The sequence below is a fragment of the uncultured Roseobacter sp. genome (assembly GCF_947501835.1).
In the GTDB taxonomy this organism is placed as follows: Bacteria; Pseudomonadota; Alphaproteobacteria; order Rhodobacterales; family Rhodobacteraceae; genus Roseobacter.
The window spans coordinates 21,598-38,509 of sequence record NZ_CANMXR010000012.1; the positions used below are offsets into that span (position 1 = coordinate 21,598).

At 61.9% G+C, this 16,912-nt stretch carries 16 protein-coding genes; 8 read left to right on the forward strand and 8 right to left on the reverse strand.

Annotated elements, in window-relative coordinates; translation table 11 throughout:
• Positions 1–54: 54 nt before the first annotated feature.
• Both crtD and crtC read left to right on the forward strand, forming a co-directional pair.
• Positions 55–1,605 (forward strand): 1-hydroxycarotenoid 3,4-desaturase CrtD, encoded by a 1,551-nt coding sequence (crtD, locus tag Q1A20_RS20910; protein WP_299410058.1) that lies wholly within the window; start codon positions 55–57, stop codon positions 1,603–1,605.
• A complete protein-coding gene (gene crtC, locus Q1A20_RS20915) occupies positions 1,602–2,474 on the forward strand; it encodes a carotenoid 1,2-hydratase (RefSeq protein WP_299410188.1) in 873 nt (290 codons plus the stop codon). Before crtD ends, crtC begins: the two co-directional genes overlap by 4 nt.
• Before the next feature lies 1 nt (position 2,475).
• Here crtC and Q1A20_RS20920 read toward each other — a convergent pair whose 3' ends face one another.
• Genes Q1A20_RS20920 through Q1A20_RS20930 form a run of 3 tightly spaced genes read right to left on the reverse strand, consistent with a single transcriptional unit; the run spans position 2,476 to position 5,542 of the window.
• On the reverse strand, positions 2,476–2,958 hold the full coding sequence (locus Q1A20_RS20920; RefSeq protein WP_299410190.1) for a TspO/MBR family protein: 483 nt from the start codon (positions 2,956–2,958) through the stop codon (positions 2,476–2,478).
• A 5-nt stretch (positions 2,959–2,963) separates the two neighbouring features.
• Positions 2,964–4,001, reverse strand: a complete 1,038-nt coding sequence (gene crtB, locus Q1A20_RS20925; protein ID WP_299918506.1) for a 15-cis-phytoene synthase — start codon at positions 3,999–4,001, stop codon at positions 2,964–2,966.
• Positions 3,998–5,542 carry a phytoene desaturase gene (locus Q1A20_RS20930; protein ID WP_299918508.1) on the reverse strand — a complete coding sequence of 515 codons (1,545 nt, stop codon included), beginning with the start codon at positions 5,540–5,542 and terminating at the stop codon, positions 3,998–4,000. The genes crtB and Q1A20_RS20930 overlap by 4 nt, the downstream gene beginning before the upstream one ends.
• 106 nt (positions 5,543–5,648) lie before the next feature.
• Here Q1A20_RS20930 and crtA point away from each other — a divergent pair, with 106 nt between their 5' ends.
• From crtA to bchO, 4 genes are read left to right on the forward strand one after another with little or no spacing between them, the layout of a single operon-like run.
• Entirely contained in the window at positions 5,649–6,365 is a 717-nt protein-coding gene (crtA, locus tag Q1A20_RS20935; RefSeq protein WP_299505751.1) for a spheroidene monooxygenase, read from the forward strand.
• Positions 6,362–7,366: a magnesium chelatase ATPase subunit I gene (bchI, locus tag Q1A20_RS20940; protein WP_299918511.1), complete on the forward strand. Its 1,005-nt coding sequence runs from the start codon at positions 6,362–6,364 to the stop codon at positions 7,364–7,366. Before crtA ends, bchI begins: the two co-directional genes overlap by 4 nt.
• Entirely contained in the window at positions 7,363–9,015 is a 1,653-nt protein-coding gene (locus tag Q1A20_RS20945; RefSeq protein WP_299918513.1) for a magnesium chelatase subunit D, read from the forward strand. The genes bchI and Q1A20_RS20945 overlap by 4 nt, the downstream gene beginning before the upstream one ends.
• A 5-nt stretch (positions 9,016–9,020) precedes the next feature.
• The gene (bchO, locus tag Q1A20_RS20950) at positions 9,021–9,884 is read left to right on the forward strand and encodes an alpha/beta fold hydrolase BchO (protein WP_299918517.1); all 864 of its coding nucleotides are present in this window, start codon (positions 9,021–9,023) and stop codon (positions 9,882–9,884) included.
• Here the strand turns inward: bchO and Q1A20_RS20955 are convergent.
• Positions 9,881–10,939 (reverse strand): ParB N-terminal domain-containing protein, encoded by a 1,059-nt coding sequence (locus Q1A20_RS20955; protein ID WP_299918519.1) that lies wholly within the window; start codon positions 10,937–10,939, stop codon positions 9,881–9,883. The two genes, bchO and Q1A20_RS20955, sit on opposite strands and share 4 nt — an antisense overlap.
• Positions 10,936–12,240, reverse strand: a complete 1,305-nt coding sequence (locus Q1A20_RS20960; protein WP_299918522.1) for an AAA family ATPase — start codon at positions 12,238–12,240, stop codon at positions 10,936–10,938. Before Q1A20_RS20960 ends, Q1A20_RS20955 begins: the two co-directional genes overlap by 4 nt.
• Before the next feature lie 516 nt (positions 12,241–12,756).
• Between Q1A20_RS20960 and Q1A20_RS20965 the strand changes: the two genes are divergently transcribed.
• Together Q1A20_RS20965 and Q1A20_RS20970 are read left to right on the forward strand one after the other, a co-directional pair.
• A complete protein-coding gene (locus Q1A20_RS20965; RefSeq protein ID WP_299918523.1) occupies positions 12,757–13,437 on the forward strand; it encodes a hypothetical protein in 681 nt (226 codons plus the stop codon).
• Positions 13,438–13,692: 255 nt separating this feature from the next.
• Positions 13,693–14,151, forward strand: coding sequence for a type II toxin-antitoxin system death-on-curing family toxin (locus tag Q1A20_RS20970; RefSeq protein WP_299918525.1), 459 nt, complete (start codon positions 13,693–13,695; stop codon positions 14,149–14,151).
• Between the two features lie 159 nt (positions 14,152–14,310).
• On the opposite strand, the gene Q1A20_RS20975 is transcribed toward Q1A20_RS20970, so the two are convergent.
• The 3 genes from Q1A20_RS20975 to puhE all read right to left on the reverse strand — a co-directional run bounded on the left by Q1A20_RS20975 (position 14,311) and on the right by puhE (position 16,823).
• Positions 14,311–14,724 (reverse strand): c-type cytochrome, encoded by a 414-nt coding sequence (locus Q1A20_RS20975; RefSeq protein WP_298975325.1) that lies wholly within the window; start codon positions 14,722–14,724, stop codon positions 14,311–14,313.
• A 73-nt stretch (positions 14,725–14,797) separates the two neighbouring features.
• Positions 14,798–16,012 (reverse strand): 5-aminolevulinate synthase, encoded by a 1,215-nt coding sequence (hemA, locus tag Q1A20_RS20980; RefSeq protein ID WP_299410074.1) that lies wholly within the window; start codon positions 16,010–16,012, stop codon positions 14,798–14,800.
• The gene (gene puhE / locus Q1A20_RS20985; protein ID WP_299918527.1) at positions 16,002–16,823 is read right to left on the reverse strand and encodes a putative photosynthetic complex assembly protein PuhE; all 822 of its coding nucleotides are present in this window, start codon (positions 16,821–16,823) and stop codon (positions 16,002–16,004) included. The genes hemA and puhE overlap by 11 nt, the downstream gene beginning before the upstream one ends.
• Positions 16,824–16,912 lie beyond the last annotated feature (89 nt).

Sequence of the window (16,912 nt, forward strand, 5' to 3'; positions counted from 1 at the left end):
CATCAAAGTGTAAATCATACTGGACAGTTTGCCGCTTCGAGTCAACAATCCCATATGGCGATTGCAAACCCTGCACATAGACCTCGGCGACCCTCCGCCATCGTGATTGGCGCAGGCATTGCCGGGTTGGCCGCTGCCCTGCGGTTGGCGCGGGGCGGTATGAAAGTGACAGTGCTGGAACGCCACGCCCACACCGGCGGCAAGATCAGAACAGTTGACAGCCCTGCGGGACCAGTCGACGCGGGGCCGACCGTCCTGACCATGCGCCATGTTTTCGATGATCTCTTTGCAGCCGCCGGCGCGCGGCTCGACGATCATGTCACATTGATCAAGCAGGACATCCTCGCGCGGCACTTCTGGTCCGATGGCGGGCAACTGGACCTCTATGCAGATCTCGATGCCAGCGTAGCGGCCATTTCCGATTTCGCCGGTGACAAGGCAGCGGATGAATTCCGCCAGTTCAACGCGCGCACAGATCGGTTGTTTCGTGCCTTTGACGCGCCGATGATGCAGGCCGCAACGCCGCGGATGACAGAGCTGGTGGGCCATGTGTTGCGCCAGCCCGGTCTGATCCCCGCCATGGCCCCCCTCTCAACCCTGTCACGCATGTTGGAACGGCAGTTCAGCGATCCCCGGCTGGCGCAGCTCTTCGGCCGCTACGCCACCTATGTCGGCGGGGCGCCGCACCTCAGCCCGGCACTCCTGTCGCTGATCTGGCAGGCCGAAGCCGCCGGGGTCTGGGTGGTGAAGGGCGGGATGCACAAGCTGACCGAGGCGCTTACGCAACTGGCGATGGATCAAGGCGTTTCCCTGCGCACAAACACGCATGTCGACAGGATCATCGTTAAAAATGGCGCGGCGGCGGGTGTCGAGATGGACCATGGCACCACGATGTCGGCGGATACGATCCTATATGCGGGGGATCCCCGCGCGCTGGCCACCGGCAGCATGGGCGACGATCTAAAGGTCGTGGCACCGCAAACGGCGACGCTGCCCCGCTCGTTCTCCGCACGCGTCCACAGCTTTGCGGCGACGCCATCCGGGCCGGAACTGGCGCATCACAACGTGTTTTTCGCCGATGCACAGCGCTCTGAATTCGACGATCTTGTGGCGGATCGCATGCCGCGCGATCCCACCTTGTATCTTTGTGCCAAGGACCGTGGACAAGGCACCCCGAAACCCAAACTGGAACGCTTCGAGATGATCTCGAACGCACCCCCGACCGAAACCCACACCCCCCCAATGGATTTGGACAGATGGCATCATCAGATCATGCAGAGGATGGCGGATTTTCGGGTGACTATGTCGCCGACCCCCACCCTCTCGACAATAACGACACCGCAACACTTCGCCGCGATGTTTCCCGAAACCCAGGGCGCGCTCTACGGCCAAAGCCCGCACGGGCTGACGGCCTCCCTCAAGCGGCCAACGGCGCGGACCCCGATAAAGGGCCTATGGCTGGCGGGCGGCGGAACGCATCCGGGGGCGGGCGTGCCGATGGCGACCCTCTCCGCCCGGCACGCGGCAGAGGCGATCTTGAGCGGCCAAACTTCGACATCCACGTCGGCCCGAACGGCTATGCGTGGTGGTATGTCGACGGCCTGAGCGATTGCGGCACCCGCGCGGTCTCCGTCATCGGGTTCATCGGCTCGGTCTTTTCACCCTGGTACCGCTGGTCCGGGCGCAAGAACCCGCAGGACCATGTGTGCATCAATGTCGCGACCTATGGCCCCGGCGGTCGGTTCACCATGACCGATCGGGGCGCCTCCGCGCTGCGCCAGACCAATTCGCGGTTTGAGGTCGGTCCTTCGATGATGCGATGGGACGGCGCAAATCTGATCATCGACATCGACGAGGTGTCCGGGCCACCGCTGATCAATCGCATACGAGGGCAGATCAGGGTCATCCCCTCCGCGCTGACCAATGTCGAACTGCCCCTGACCGAAGACAATGCGCATATCTGGCGCCCCTTCGCGCCGACCTCCCGGATTGAGGTCGCCATCGACCGGCCGGGAGGGCAATGGGAGGGCGCGGGCTATTTTGACGCCAATTTCGGCACGCGCGCGCTGGAAGAAGACTTCAGCTATTGGACATGGGGGCGGTTTCATACTAAATCGGGCGCGACCTGTTTCTACGACGCCACACGGCTGGATGGTTCGGAGCTTGCCGCAGCCTTCCAGTTTGACGGACGGGGAAACGCGCGCGCGATCCCCCTGCCCCCCAAAGCACGGCTGCCCCGCAGCCTCTGGGCGGTGAAGCGGGAAACGCGGGCTGATGCGGGCTTCAGGCCCCGCCAAAAGCTCAACATGTTGGACGCGCCGTTCTATTCCAGGTCGGCAGTGGAAACGCAGTTGGACGGTGAAACGGTCACCGGTGTGCATGAAGCATTGGACCTGCGCCGCTTCCGCAATCCGCTGTTGAAACCGATGCTGGCCGTGCGAGTGCCGCGGCGCAAGACCTGGCAGTTCGACTGATCTAGGACGGTGCCGGGGGCGGGTGCCGCGCCACGTCGGGGTTCAACCACCAGACGCCCGCGTTCAACGCCGCCGCAATGGTGACCCAGAGCAGATAGGGCACAAAGAGCAGGCCCGCGAGCCAATCCAATTGCCACATCGACAGCATTGCGCTGAGCACGGCGAGCCAGAGGAATGACACCACGGCCATACCAAGCCGGATGTTTTTCAGGCCAAAGAAAACCGGGGTCCAGAGGCCGTTCAGCGATATCTGGAACGCCCAGAACGCCATGGCGATGCCGTTGCCCGCCAGCATGGCAATCCGGGCCCCGGCAATGGACATGCATACGTAAAGCACCATCCATGTGACCGGAAAAACCCAGTCAGGTGGCGTGAACCAGGGTTTGTTGAGCGCGCGGTACCAGGACCCCGGCGCGAAAAGACCGCCCGTGACACCGGCTGCAAGGCAGGCCGCGAAAAACACACAGAACAAAAGCCAGAACATTGGCATTACGACATCTCCACCCGTTGCCCGGTGCGCTGTGCCCGCTGCTCCTGCCGCCGTTGCTCCAGCGTGCTCAGAACCGAAATCAGGGCATCACTGCGCGAGGATTTGACAGGACCGGCAGCGGCGGCATCGACCAGAAACTGCACCTCCGTCAGGGGTTGTGCATAAAGCACCGCAGACCTTGGCATGATCATGCTGGCCGCGCTCAGCAGCATCGATTGCCCCAGCCATCCGATCTTTTGCACCTTGCTGGTACGCGCGCGGGCGGAAATGGAATCGTATCCCATCGCCGTCAGTTGCCCGCCAATTCCTGCATAAATGAAACGCGCGCCATAGATGCCGGGACGGCAGCGACGCGGCAAGGCACCGACACCGGCCTCGGACCGGATATAGAGCCTGTTCGCCTCCATCACGAGGCGTTTGACCATCATCCGGATGGCCTTGGTCGGTTTCGGGTTTTCCAAAAACGCCTCGACATCGATGCCTGCCTCTTCCAGCCAGTCGAGCGGCAGATAGATGCGTTTTTCCAAGGCGTCCTCGCCGACATCCCGCGCAATATTGGTCAACTGCATGGCGACCCCCAGATCGCAGGCCCGCGCCAGCGCATCCGCATCGCGGACCCGCATCAGCACACACATCATCGCGCCCACCGCCGAGGCAACACGGGCGGAATAGTCCCGCACGCCTGAAAGCGTCTGATAGCGCCGCCCCTCGGCGTCCCAGGCGAGCCCTTCCAGCAACGCATCCGGTAGCGCGCGGGGCATCTCGAAATCCTCGACAATGGCAGCAAAGGCCCGGTCTGGTGCGGCGTCCTTGGGACGTCCGGCATAGACCGCATCCAGCCGGTCGCGCAGGCGCAGCACCGCTTCGGCCTTTTCAGCTTTCAGATCCACTTCGTCATCCGCCAGACGGCAAAATGCATAAAGCGCCAGCGCCGGGTCACGCACCCGCGCGGGCAGCAGCTTTGACGCCGCATGAAAGGACAGGGAGCCATGACGGATCGCTTCACGACAATGCTCCAGATCATCCGCGGCTATCATCTCACGCCCTCCACGTCCGGCACCAGCGTGCTCAGAACTTCCGCCGTTGAAATCACCCCCGGCACACCCGCCCCGGGATGGGTGCCCGCCCCCACAAGGTAAAGACCCTTCGCCTCTTCGGAGACATTATGCGGCCGGAACCAGGCACTTTGCAGAATGCGCGGTTCGATGGAAAATCCAGACCCATAGGGGCTGAGGTACCGGTCGCGGAAGGTTTCGGGCGTAAACACGACCTCGGTGCTGATTTTCTCGCCCAATCCGGGCAGCAGCTGGCCCTCCAGCACCTGTAGCATCTTGGCTTTATAGCGTGGCTCTTCCACCGCCCAATCGACCCCGTTGTCGTGACCCAGATGCGGCACCGGGCTCAGCACGTAGAAACTGTCATCCCCCTCCGGCGCGACGGAGGGGTCCGTGACGGAGGGCCGGTGCACATAGAGGCTCATATCGTCACACAGCTTGCCCTTGATGAAGATATCCTTGAGCAATCCGGTGTAGCGCGGCCCGTTCAGGATGGTGTGATGCCCCGCGTCCGGCCACTCGTGCGCTGTGCCCTTGGTGCCGAAATACCAGACAAAGAGGCTCATCGAATACCGTGTGCGCGCCAGTCTTTTGGGCGTCCAGCGCCGCCGCTGATGGTTGCGCAGCAGCGTGTTGTAGGTATGGCCCGAATCCGCATTGGACACGACCATATCCGCGCCCATCTCCAGACCGGAGGCCAGTTTCACACCGGTCACGGCCCCCTTGTGCACGACGATTTCATCGACTTCCGTGTCCATCAAAAGCGCACCACCCTGATCCTCAATCACATCCGCCATCGCGCGCGCCATGCCGGCCAGACCGCCCATGGCATAGTGCACGCCGAATTCCTTTTCGAGATAGGCGACCAGGATATACATCGAGGTTACGTGTAGCGGGTCACCGCCAATGAACAGCGGGTGAAAACTCAGCGCCATCCGCAGTTTTTCGTCTTTCACACGGGCCGCGGCATGGGCGTAGACCGACCGGTCCGCGCGCAGCATCGCAAAGGTCGGCAGCACCTTGATCAGCTCCCAAAGCTGATGCATCGACCGACGGCCCAGATCCTCGAACCCGAACCAGTAGCGCTTGGAACTGTCGTCGAGGAATTTGTCAAAGCCCGCCACGTCCCTCGGTGCCAGCCTAGCCACCTCCGCACGCAGCTTTTCGGTGTCCTGCTGGGCCACGAATTTGGTCCCGTCGGGCCACCGGATTTCGTAGAAGGGATCAAGCGCCTTCAGCGTCACATCCGCATCAAAATCACGCCCGCAGGCGGCCCAAAGCTCCCGATAAAGCTGCGGCACCGTCACGATTGTGGGGCCCAGATCAAACCGGTGGCCGTCCTGCCAGATGGCCGAGCCGCGCCCGCCGGGCACGTCAAGCTTGTCGATCACCGTCACCCGGTAACCCTTCGCGCCCAACCGCATCGCGGCCGCCAGACCGCCCAGCCCGGCGCCAATTACGATCGCCCGATTGCGCTGCCCGTCACCGGTGCCGACAGATTCGATAGGATCCACACGTGTCATCAATTTCGTACAGTAGATGTGTCCAGTTCACTTGACAATTGTGTTCTTTCCATTCGGTGATTTGCATGTCAGACTTAATTGACACTTTAGAACACATCCGTGCGCAATGACCGAGACACCCGTTGTATCTTTGAGCTTTTTTCGCTTTGCCCGCCCCACGGCGCGGCTGTGGGCTTTGGCGATGATGGGTGCAGCGCGCTTCGCCCTGCCAAAGGTGCCGGGCATCGGTTTCTGGAAGCTTTGCGGCTCCGGCACGGGCGAGGGCTTCACCCCCCTGCCCAATACGGGCGTCTATGCGATCCTGGCAAGTTGGCCCGATGAACCAACGGCGCGACAGCAAACCACCGAGGCCAGGATATACAACCGCTACCGCGCGCGGGCTGTCGAGGATTGGACGATCTATCTGGAGACCACATCCGCGCGCGGCAACTGGTCCGGGCGGATGCCTTTCCATGCCACCGACAAGTCACCGCAGGGACCCCTGGCCGCCCTGACGCGCGCGACGGTCAAACCATCCGTCGCCGTCAAATTCTGGAAACGGGTGCCGGACATCAGCCGCATGATCGGATCGGATCGGAATGTGGCGTTCAAAATCGGCATCGGCGAGGTGCCCCTGCTGCACCAGATTACGTTTTCGATCTGGCCAAATGCTGCCGCGATGGCCGGATTTGCCCGCACCAACGGCCCGCATGCCGCCGCCATCCAGGCGGTGCGCGAGGGCAACTGGTTTTCCGAAGAACTCTATGCCCGCTTCGCCATTCTGGGAGAATCGGGATCCTGGGGCGGAAAGAGCCCCCTCGACGCATTGGATCTGACCGCATGAAGACCCCCTTCCCTTTCTCCGCCATTGTCGGTCAGCACGCGATGAAGCAGGCGATGATCCTGACGGCGGTGGACCCCGGCATCGGTGGCGTTCTGGTCTTTGGCGATCGTGGCACGGGCAAGTCCACTGCCGTGCGTGCGCTTGCCGCCCTGCTGCCGCCCATTCGCATGGTCGAAACCTGCCCGGTGAACTCGCCCAAAAGCGCAGATTGCCCCGATTGGGCCGAGTTAGGCTCTAAAAAACTGGTCTCGCGCCCCACCCCGGTGATCGATCTGCCGCTGGGGGCGACCGAAGACCGGGTTGTGGGCGCTTTGGACATCGAACGCGCGCTGACACGGGGCGAAAAGGCGTTTGAGCCAGGGTTGCTGGCGCGCGCCAACCGCGGCTATCTCTACATCGATGAGGTCAACCTGCTGGAAGATCACATCGTGGATCTGCTGTTGGACGTCGCGCAATCCGGGGAAAACGTCGTGGAACGCGAGGGCCTCTCGATCCGGCACCCGGCGCGTTTCGTGCTGGTCGGTTCCGGCAACCCCGAAGAGGGTGAATTGCGCCCGCAATTGCTCGACCGCTTCGGGCTTTCGGTGGAGGTGCGCTCGCCAAATGACGTGGCCGAGCGGGTCGAGGTCATCAAGCGGCGCGATGCGTTCGAGAGCGATCACGCAGCCTTCATGGCGCATTACGAGGCCGAGGATGCCAAGGTGCGCGAGACCATTCTGAAAGCGCGCAAGCGCCTGCCGAAAATCAGCACACCCGCCTCCATACTGGAAGACTGCGCCACGCTCTGCATCGCGCTCGGCTCTGATGGGCTGCGCGGCGAATTGACCCTGTTGCGCACCGCGCGCGCGCTGGCCGCCTATCAAGGCAAAAGAAAACTCAGCCGGGATCATCTGCGGGAGGTTGCCCCCTCCGCCCTCTCACACCGCCTGCGCCGTGATCCGCTGGACGAAGCAGGCTCCGGCACCCGCGTGATGCGCACGGTGGCGGAGGTGCTGGGGTGAGCGCACAGACCGACAGCTGGGATCGCGCCGCGCTGTGCATCGCCCTGCTGCGTTTCGCGCCCGGATACCTCGGCGGCGCCACTATCCGAATGCGCGCGAGCCCACAGCGGGATGCGGTGAGTTCAGCCCTCCAACCGCTTCGAATGCGGCGCCTCCACCCGACCATCTCCGATGAGCAGTTGTTTGGCGGGTTGGACCTTGCCGCGACGCTGAATTCAAATCAACTTATTGAAAATAAAGGTATTTTTGAGAATCCTTGCTCCGCCGCTCTGGCGATGGCAGAACGCTGCCCCTCTGACCTTGCGGCCAAATTGGCGCATCAGCTGGACCGCGACATCGGCCATTGCATCGTCGCATTGGATGAAGGCGCCGAGCAGGACGAGGCCACGCCCCCTGCCCTTTCCGAACGCCTCCCCTTTCACATCGCCCCCGAGGGCCGGATACCTGCGGATTGGGCGCCTGTACCCGCGGGGACATCCACGGTTGATCCCGCAACCGTGACCAGCGACGCGGATGACTTGACCGCCTTGACCGTCCTCGCCGCGCAATTCGGCATCGACAGCCTGCGCGCGCCGCTCCTCGCGTTGCGCGTCGCGCGTGCGCATGCGGCCTTTCACGCCCGCACGATCATTGCGCGTGACGACCTGGAAACAGCGGCCAGCCTGGTTTTCCCCCACCGGGCGACACGGGTTCCGCAGGAAGCCGAAGCCGAAAGCACGCCTCCGCCGCCGGAACCGGAAGCCGAGACAGACAGCGGCCCACGGGAGCCGTTGGAATTGCCCAACGGGGATATGTTGGTCGACGCCGTCCGCGCCTTGCTTCCTCCCGACATCTTGGCAGGCCTTGTCCCCGCGGGGACATCGCGCCGGACAGGCGGTGAAGGCGCGGGCCAGAAACGCAAGGGTAACCGGCGCGGACGGCCCCTGCCCTCGCGTCCCGGACGTCTGGATGGTCGCAGCCGCATCGATCTTGTCGCCACCCTGCGCGCCGCGGCGCCCTGGCAGCCGATCCGCAGGCAGGCACAGCCCGACACCACCGGCCTGTTGATCCGACCCGCCGACATTCGCCTCAAGCGCTATCAGGAGCAGTCTGATCGCTTGCTGATCTTTGCAGTGGACGCCTCAGGATCCGCCGCCGTGTCGCGCCTGAACGAAGCGAAGGGTGCCGTCGAGCTGCTGCTCGCCGAAGCTTACGCCGCGCGGGATCACGTGGCGCTGATTTCATTCCGGGGCACCGAGGGCGAAATCCTGCTGCCACCAACACGCTCGCTTGTGCAGACAAAACGGCGTCTGGCCAGCTTGCCCGGTGGCGGCGGCACGCCCCTTGCGACCGGGCTGCAGCAGGCGGCCCTGCTGGCCACGCAAAGCCAGAGCAAAGGCCTGACGCCAACGATTGTTGTGTTGACGGACGGACGCGCCAATGTGGCCCTCGACGGCAGCACAGATCGCGCCCGCGCCGCCGAAGATGCGGACAAAATGGCGCGCCTGATCCGGTCACAAGGGTTTCTGACGCTGGTCATCGACATGTCCGCACGGCCACAGGCAAGCCTCAAAACGCTGGCGGGCCATTTTGACGGGCCTTACCTGGCATTGCCACGTGCGGACGCACGGTCGCTCACAGGCGCTGTGAGCGCCGCTCTGAGCGTCTGAGCGATATGCGCTGGCCACCCCCTTCGGATTGGCCCAACGTGGCGTTCTCGCGGCAAGTGCTGGCAGCACCGCATCGCTGGCACGTACAGGAGACCGGACAGGGCCCGATGCTGCTGCTGCTGCATGGTGCCGGGGGCAGCACGCATTCCTTTCGAGCGATGCTCCCGATCCTTGCCGAAACCCACCACGTCGTCGCGATTGATCTGCCGGGTCAGGGCTTTACCCAGCTGGGCGCGCGCCATCGTTGCGGGCTGGATACGATGGCAAAGGACATTGAAACCCTCTGCCAGCGCGAAGGCTGGCACCCTGCGGCCATCGTCGGTCATTCCGCGGGCAGCGCACTTGCCCTGCAACTATCCCAGACAGTGCTGTCCCCGCGGGGACAGCCGCCACATATCGTTGGAATCAATCCGGCGCTGGACATGTTCGACGGCATTGCCGGGGTTCTGTTTCCAGCCATCGCGAAGATGCTGGCAGCCATCCCGTTCAGCGCCACAATCTTCTCGGCCACCTCCGCGACACCAAGCCGAATACAGGCCCTAATAAGGGGTACAGGCTCCATTTTGGATCCGGAGGGGCTGGAATTGTATCGACGCCTTGTTGCGGATCGCGACCATGTGGATGCGACGCTTTTGATGATGGCGCAATGGTCCTTGGAAAAACTGACCCGGGACCTCCCAGAGCTGACGGCCGCAACGCTGTTCATCACCGGTGATCAGGACAGCGCCGTACCGCCCAAAGTGGCAAGGGTCGCTGCTGAGCGCATTCGCAACGCCAAACTCATCGAGATCGCTGGCAAGGGTCATTTGGTCCATGAGGAAATCCCCCAGGAAATCGCAGAGACAATACTGGATTTCCTGAACGGCTAGTCCTTCAACCGATCCAGAAAGGCCCGCGCCGCCGCTTCGAGCTTGCGCGGCTCAATGGCGCCGAAATCATGGTCCAGTGTGACCTCGAATTTCCCCGCAGACGCCGTGCACTTGGCGACACCTTCGGGCCGGTTCAGCTTGATTGTCGTCCGGGCAGAGGTCTTTGCAGGTGTCGGTTTGCTGGTTTTGGGTTTGGCCTGCCCACCGGTCACGGCGCTGCGCAAGAGCGACAGCTCCAGGGCGGCGTCACGCGCGGGCTGGCTGTTCAAAACGGCGCGCACCTGTCCGGTAAAACGCGGGTTTTCCTCCAGCAGCTTCACCAGGCTCAACCCGGTCGCGCGCGGGATGGCTTCGGGGAATTTCAGATCGGAACCCAACACGGTCAAGAGCTGCGCGAAATGCCGGATATAGCTGCGCTTCTGACGTCCAGCGGAGGCATAAAGCGCCTCAATCGCGGCGGCAACGCTCTGACTGCTGCGACTGGCGTAGGACATCGCCAACTGCGCCATCTCGGCAAAGGAAATGTCGCGACGGACAAGGTTTTCATCGACCATCCGACGGTAGAGATGATCCAGCTGCGCGCCCCGGGCCTGCAGCGTCGCGGGGATGCTGGCGAACCGCGCATCCCCGGTTTCCTTGAGCAACTCACGGAACGCGCTGAGACGCCGAAATCCCTGGATCAGCTCATAGCCACCTTCAACCTCTTCGACATGGATCGGGTTGGACAGACCCACCGCGCGGATCGAGGCCTTCAACTCGTCCAGATCCGGATCACGGTCCGCCGCCCGGTCCCGCACCAGCTTGGTCATGCGGATGTCATCCAGGGGCACCAGACCCACAATCTGGCCATTCTTTTTCAAGGCGACATATTCATGGGCGAGCCGATCATTTTCCGCTCTGATATCAGCCTCGGCGGCCTGTCGCACGCTCAGGGCCTCCGCATTCTCGGTGATCGCCGCCGCCATCGGGCCACGACGGGCAGGGGCCTCATTTTCTGTCCCCGCGGGGACAGCGTCATCGTCAAAGTCGATATCAAAGACGCGCCGTTTGCTCATCTCTCATCCTCCAGCTGGTCCCACGCCGCGCAGAGGTGGGTTCGGAATTCCGCATAGGCCTGATCAAACGACGCGCGGGCGCGCCGCCAGGTTTCACGGGTCATGTCGCGGTAGTCGATCTCGTAAATCGAGGACAGGAAGCGCCCCGATTGCTCCACCGCGCGGGTCATCTCGATCGGGTGTTCGGTGACCCTATCGCCGAAGACCTTCACAAAGGCCTGCTGCATCGCGCGGTGCAGGTCGTTGTTGGGTTCAAACCGCGTCAACAGAAACCGCAGATCCAGAAAGGCCTTGGGCAGGTTCATTGTCCCCGCGGGGACAAGCCCGTTGAAGCGGCTGAGATCTTCCAAGGCTTCGGAGAGCTGCCCGATGAAGGAGGTGGTGGAATCATATTCCCAATAGCCCGGCCCGGAGGGGATATAGAGCATGTCAGCGGCAAAGACCGCGTTCATGGACTGATACCCGATGGCGGGGGGGCAATCGAACAGGATCAGGTCGTACGCATCCGCAGGCAGTTGATCGAGGAACCGCGACACGGCGGCAAAGAATGACCATTCCGGATTGAGGTGCCGGTACTGGGCGGAGGCAAACTCCACAAAGGCGGCATTGGCACAGGACGGCACGATATCGATGGTCGGCCAGTTCGTCGGCTTGATGAAATCAGCGGCGCGCAGATCGGCAAGCCCCATGTCGGTGATGGAGGCTGGCAGGCGCCGCTGGGGCAGGGAGGTGCCGCTTTCAGCCCCCTGCGACGCGCGGTTCATGCGCTCGGTTTCGGCGGCCAGATCGCGTGCCATGATCCCCCAGACGGTATATTCCTCGGCCACATCGCTGAGGCCCATGGAGTGGCTGAGGGTCGCCTGTGGGTCAAAGTCAACGCAGAGCACGCGGTAGCCATCGAGTGCTGCGGCATGGGCGAAGTGCAGCGCGACGGTGGATTTACCGGCACCGCCTTTGAAATTCGCAATCGCCGCGCGCATCGCCCGTTTGCCAGCAGGCCGGCAAGGCATCAGCGATCTGCGGTTCACCTTGAGCCTGCGGCGCAACTCGTTGATCTCTTCCAGCGCATACCAATGCTGGCGGCCATCGGCCTCGACCGTGCCTTGCGGCAGGGTAGGGTCCGCCGCCAGGCGACCGCGCATTGTCGATTGGTTCACCTTGAAGATGAGCTCCGCCACTTCCCAGCTGGAAAACCGCCGCAGCGTCTTTTCATTCTGAGGACTATAGGTCTGCTGTCGGATGAAGCCCTGCATTTTGAGGGATTGCGCCTGCAGCCGTGCCAGATCGGTATGTGTAAACATGGAATGCCTGTCATGCTCATGTCCCCGCGGGGACGCTAATTCTTGTTTTTTCCAGATTTACGCGGATTTGGTAAAAAAAGCAAAAGAGAATATGCTTTGAATGCAAATATTCGCCAAGGTCGCAGATATTGGAATTTCAAAGGCTTTTGATGGGAGCGCGCGATTCGCATGAAATCGATAGTAGAAGGGCTTTGGCGCAAAGGTGACCTAAATATAGGGGGTCAACTTTTAGACAGCCACAGCCTATGGGGTGACAAAACAAGGCAATTAGGGGTCATCTTGAATGTCCCCCAATACCATTAAACCTATATTTCCAAATTGGATTTGGATTTGATCCAGCGCAATTTCCACTGAAGGCTTGACAGAATCGGACAATCGGACGCAAATCAGGGTACGTTACTGAAAAGCGGCTGAAACACTGATCCAAGCCGTTGCAAGAGGTTGATCCATCAACCCAACTCCGAGGCAGCGTAACTCTCATCAGACTTACGCATCTATCACATGAGGGCAGGATATATGCTTTCCACGAAACCGGTGGGTCGTGGGGCGTCTGCACGTAAATATGATCTGTTGACCGCGTTGGGGGCATTTGCCCTTGCGCAGGGCAAACACGATCAACGCAGAGCACTCCGACTGATGACATTGATTACCGCGCGCTACAATTGGGCGCGTGATGAGCTGGCCGTCGGGCAACGCGAAATCGCGCGCCTGTGGTCGGTGGACGAACGCACGGTCAAACGCGAGATGGCACTTTTGCGATCCAACGGCTGGCTGGTCGTCAAGCGGCAGGGCGCGCGGGGCAGGGTGACGCAATACGGATTGGGCATCGACCGCATTCTGGCCGACAGCGAACCGACATGGGGCTGTGTCGGCTCCGATTTCGAGATTAGGATGGGGCAGGGAGATGCGCCGCCTGCCGTTGTGCCGCTGCCAGTGCGCGGGACGGTTGCCGCCCCGGATGTCTCGACCGGCACGGAGTGGGCGCTGGCACAGGCTCTGCTGCATGCGGAGGACGCCGGGACCTATGCCAGTTGGATCGCGGCGCTGGAACGCGTTGAAAGGGCAGGGGGGCGGTTGACGCTGCGTGCCCCATCACGGTTTCATGCAGGCTACGTGCAGTCGCATCTGGAGCGTCGGGTGCTGGCAGCCTGTCAGGATGTGGATGCGGATGTTGCCGAAGTGCGCATTGTCACGTGAAGAAAGGGCTATTTGGCCTCTGCGTCACAGGTACGTCTCCTATGCCTACTGCCTCGCGGCATCCGCTGGTATCGCATGATCAGAGCACAGTTGATTTACTAAAGCTTGATATATGCGGCGATGATGTGCATTTCTGACTGGGAAAGGAGACCGTCGCAATGCCGAAGAACAACAGCGCCACTGTCAAACGCAACGCCAGTGCTGGCAAATTCACCGTCCGCAAGGAAAGTGGCGACATCTCCGTGCATGCGTCTGGTGAGAAAACACCAAGGACGGTCAGCTCCTCCATCAGCCGGAACAAGGACGCGCTCAAGCGGTTGGCAAATCGCTAAGCGGCACTATCGGATCAAGCTCGGTGACGTTCTTGAAGCGCATGAGCAATCGCTGGAAGCTTTCGGCGGTCTGTCCGGTATCTGCAATCTGGACAGCATTCTGGGCGCCATTGGTAGGCCATACCACGGCTATCACCACACGATCCATGCCAAGGCTGCGGCACTGCTGCATGGCATCGCGACCTCACACGGGTTCAATGACGCCAACAAGCGTACCGCCTGGCTGGCGGCAGAGGTTCTCTGTTGGAACAGCGCATATCGTCTGACGCTGCGCGCCGAGGACCGGATTGACGATGTGGTTGTCGATGTGGTGACAGGTGCCATGTCGCAGGCCGACCTGGAAAAATGGTTCAAGGCGCGTCTTTCGAGGGAGAGTGCCTAGGCCGGGCGTCGGTTTAGCCCCGCGGCCCCGCTTGCTGGCACACCAGCTCTTGCCGTGCGTCGTCTGCTCATCCGGACAACGGTGGCCAAGACGAAAGACTGGACGTAAAAAAAGCCGCCACCCCGTGACGGAGCGGCGGCCTGATCGCTTAACGTTGGATCAGCTTTGCGGGCCAACCGACGCAAGGTAGGCCGCGACGTCTTCGCCACCCTTCTTCAGCTTGAACGACATCCGCGATTTGGCTTTGGAGTCGTCCAGATAGGTGCGCAGGAAGGCGCGCGGGTCTGCGGTGTATTCTGCCAGGTTCGCTTCGTCCCAGACCAGCCCGGCTTCGCCGGCTGCGGCCAGATCGTCACCGTATTTGAAGTCAGCCGTGCCAGCCGTGCGGCCGATGACACCGTAGAGATTGGGGCCGGTTTTGCCGCCCTTTACGATCTCTGTGCCATCATCGGCCACGATCATGTGGCATGATTTGCACTTGTTGAATGTTTTCTCACCCTCTGCCGCATCGCCTTCTGCGAAGGCAGGTGCTGCGAAGCTGAGTGCTATGATGGCTGCAAAGGTACGTGTCATCGTTATCTCCTTAGTTGCTTGGGATACAACGTAGGAGATAGCGACAAGAGTCAACAGTCACATTGTCGCTAGTTTAGGCGACCGCGTGGGAAATCGCGCATTGCTTCCAGAGCTCTTTGAGCGCGAGCACCAGATGTTCAATGTCGTCGATGCTGTGCAGCGGCGAGGGCGTAAACCGCAGCCTTTCCGTGCCCTTTGGGACGGTCGGATAATTGATCGGCTGCACGTAGATGCCGTATTGCTGCATCAGGTAATCCGCGATCATCCGGCATTTGACCGGGTCCTTGATCATCACCGGGATGATGTGGCTGGGATTGTCCATATGCGGGATCCCCTCCTGATCCAGCCGCTTGCGCAGATAGGCGACGCGTTCGCGTTGCAGCTTGCGCTCGACGCTGGACCCTTTGAGGTGCTGGATCGAGGTTTGCGCCGCAGCGGCCACAGCGGGGGGCAGGGCGGTGGTAAAGATGAAACCGGAGGCAAAGGAGCGGATGAAGTCGCAAAGCGCCTCAGAGCCCGTGATATAGCCGCCTACGACGCCGTAGGCCTTGCCCAGGGTCCCTTCGATCAGGGTGATGCGGTCTGCCAGCCCCTCACGCTCTGAAATGCCGCCGCCACGGGGCCCGTAGAGGCCCACCGCGTGCACTTCGTCCAGATAGGTCATCGCACCGTGCTTTTCGGCGACCTCGACGATCTCCTTCATCGGGCAGATGTCACCATCCATGGAATAGACGCTCTCGAAGGCGACGATCTTGGGCGCATTGGCGGGCAGGGCGGCCAGTTTGCGGTCGAGATCCTCGGGATCATTGTGCCGCCACAGCACCTTGTTGGCGCGCGAGTGGCGGATGCCTTCGATCATGGAGGCGTGGTTCAGCTCATCGCTGAGGATCACGCAATCGGGGATGCGGGCGCCCAGCGTGCTCAGCGCGGCCCAGTTGGACACATAGCCCGAGGTGAAGAGCAGCGCCTGTTCCTTGCCATGCAGATCGGCGAGTTCCGCCTCCAGCAGCTTGTGATTGTGGTTGGTGCCGGAGATATTCCGCGTCCCGCCAGCCCCGGCGCCACAATTGTCGATCGCGTCCTTCATGGCCTGCGTGACCGCCGGATGCTGACCCATGCCCAGATAGTCGTTCGAACACCACACGGTGACCTGATCGGGGCTGTCTGCGTCATGGCATTTCGCGGCAGGGAAAGCCCCCGCCTTGCGCTCTAGTTCCGCAAAAATCCGGTAATTTCCGTCGTCCTTCAGCGCGTCGAGTTGCGATTGGAACAGTGCATCAAAGTCCATGATGTCCCCCTTGGTGGTGTTGTGGTGTTTTCTGTGTCGGTTTGGGCGCGGGAAGCATCCAGCGCCAGAGTTTTTCATCCGGGATCGGCAGCACCATCATCCAGTGCTCCAGCAACGCCAGCGCGGTGATGGCGGTCAGCAGGGAAAAGCCCACAATCGCGCCGGGTCCGTCGGCGACATAAAGCCGTTCCAGCCAACAGGCGGTGGCAAAGGTCAGCGCCGAGACCGAGACCGGGAACAGCCAGTTCATCGCGCGGTGGCGAAAGTGGCTGGGCAGATGCGACAGCGCTTCGGGCAGGAAGTCGATGTTGATCTTGGGCACCCCGAAAAACAGGTTCAGCTTGGCCGAGATGCGGGCAAAGAACAGCACCGCAAAGGTCCAGGTGGCGAATTGATTGGCGGCGCCGAGGTTCCAGTCGATCAGGAACATGATGATCAGCGTCGCGACCAGCAGCATCTCGTGATAGGCGAGCGTACCCCAGGCGCGGATGAACCGCTCCCATTCAGGGACGAATTTCGGCAGCGGGTGCGCGTTCGGGCCGGTGATGATGCCGGTCAGAAACGCCAGTTCCACCCACCCCCAGATGGCCAGCGCCGAGACAAAGCCCAGATAGGCGCCGAAGGTTGATGTGTCGTGCAGCGAGGCCCAGTAGCCCCAGACCCCCAGCCCCAGAAACGGCAGCGCGAAGAGCACAGCGCGTTTGCGCGCCGCCAGCCCGCCCCGGTCTGCCGATTTCACCACCCACAGGATCGCCCCGGTGGAAAACCACCAGATGAAAAGGGCGAAAAGGGCAGGGGTCCAGAAGCTCACAGCGCCGCTCTCCCCATGTTGGCCGGTCTTGGGGAAACCGCCGCGTGCGATATGCGGCAGACCATCGATTGCGTGCAATCGATGGTCAC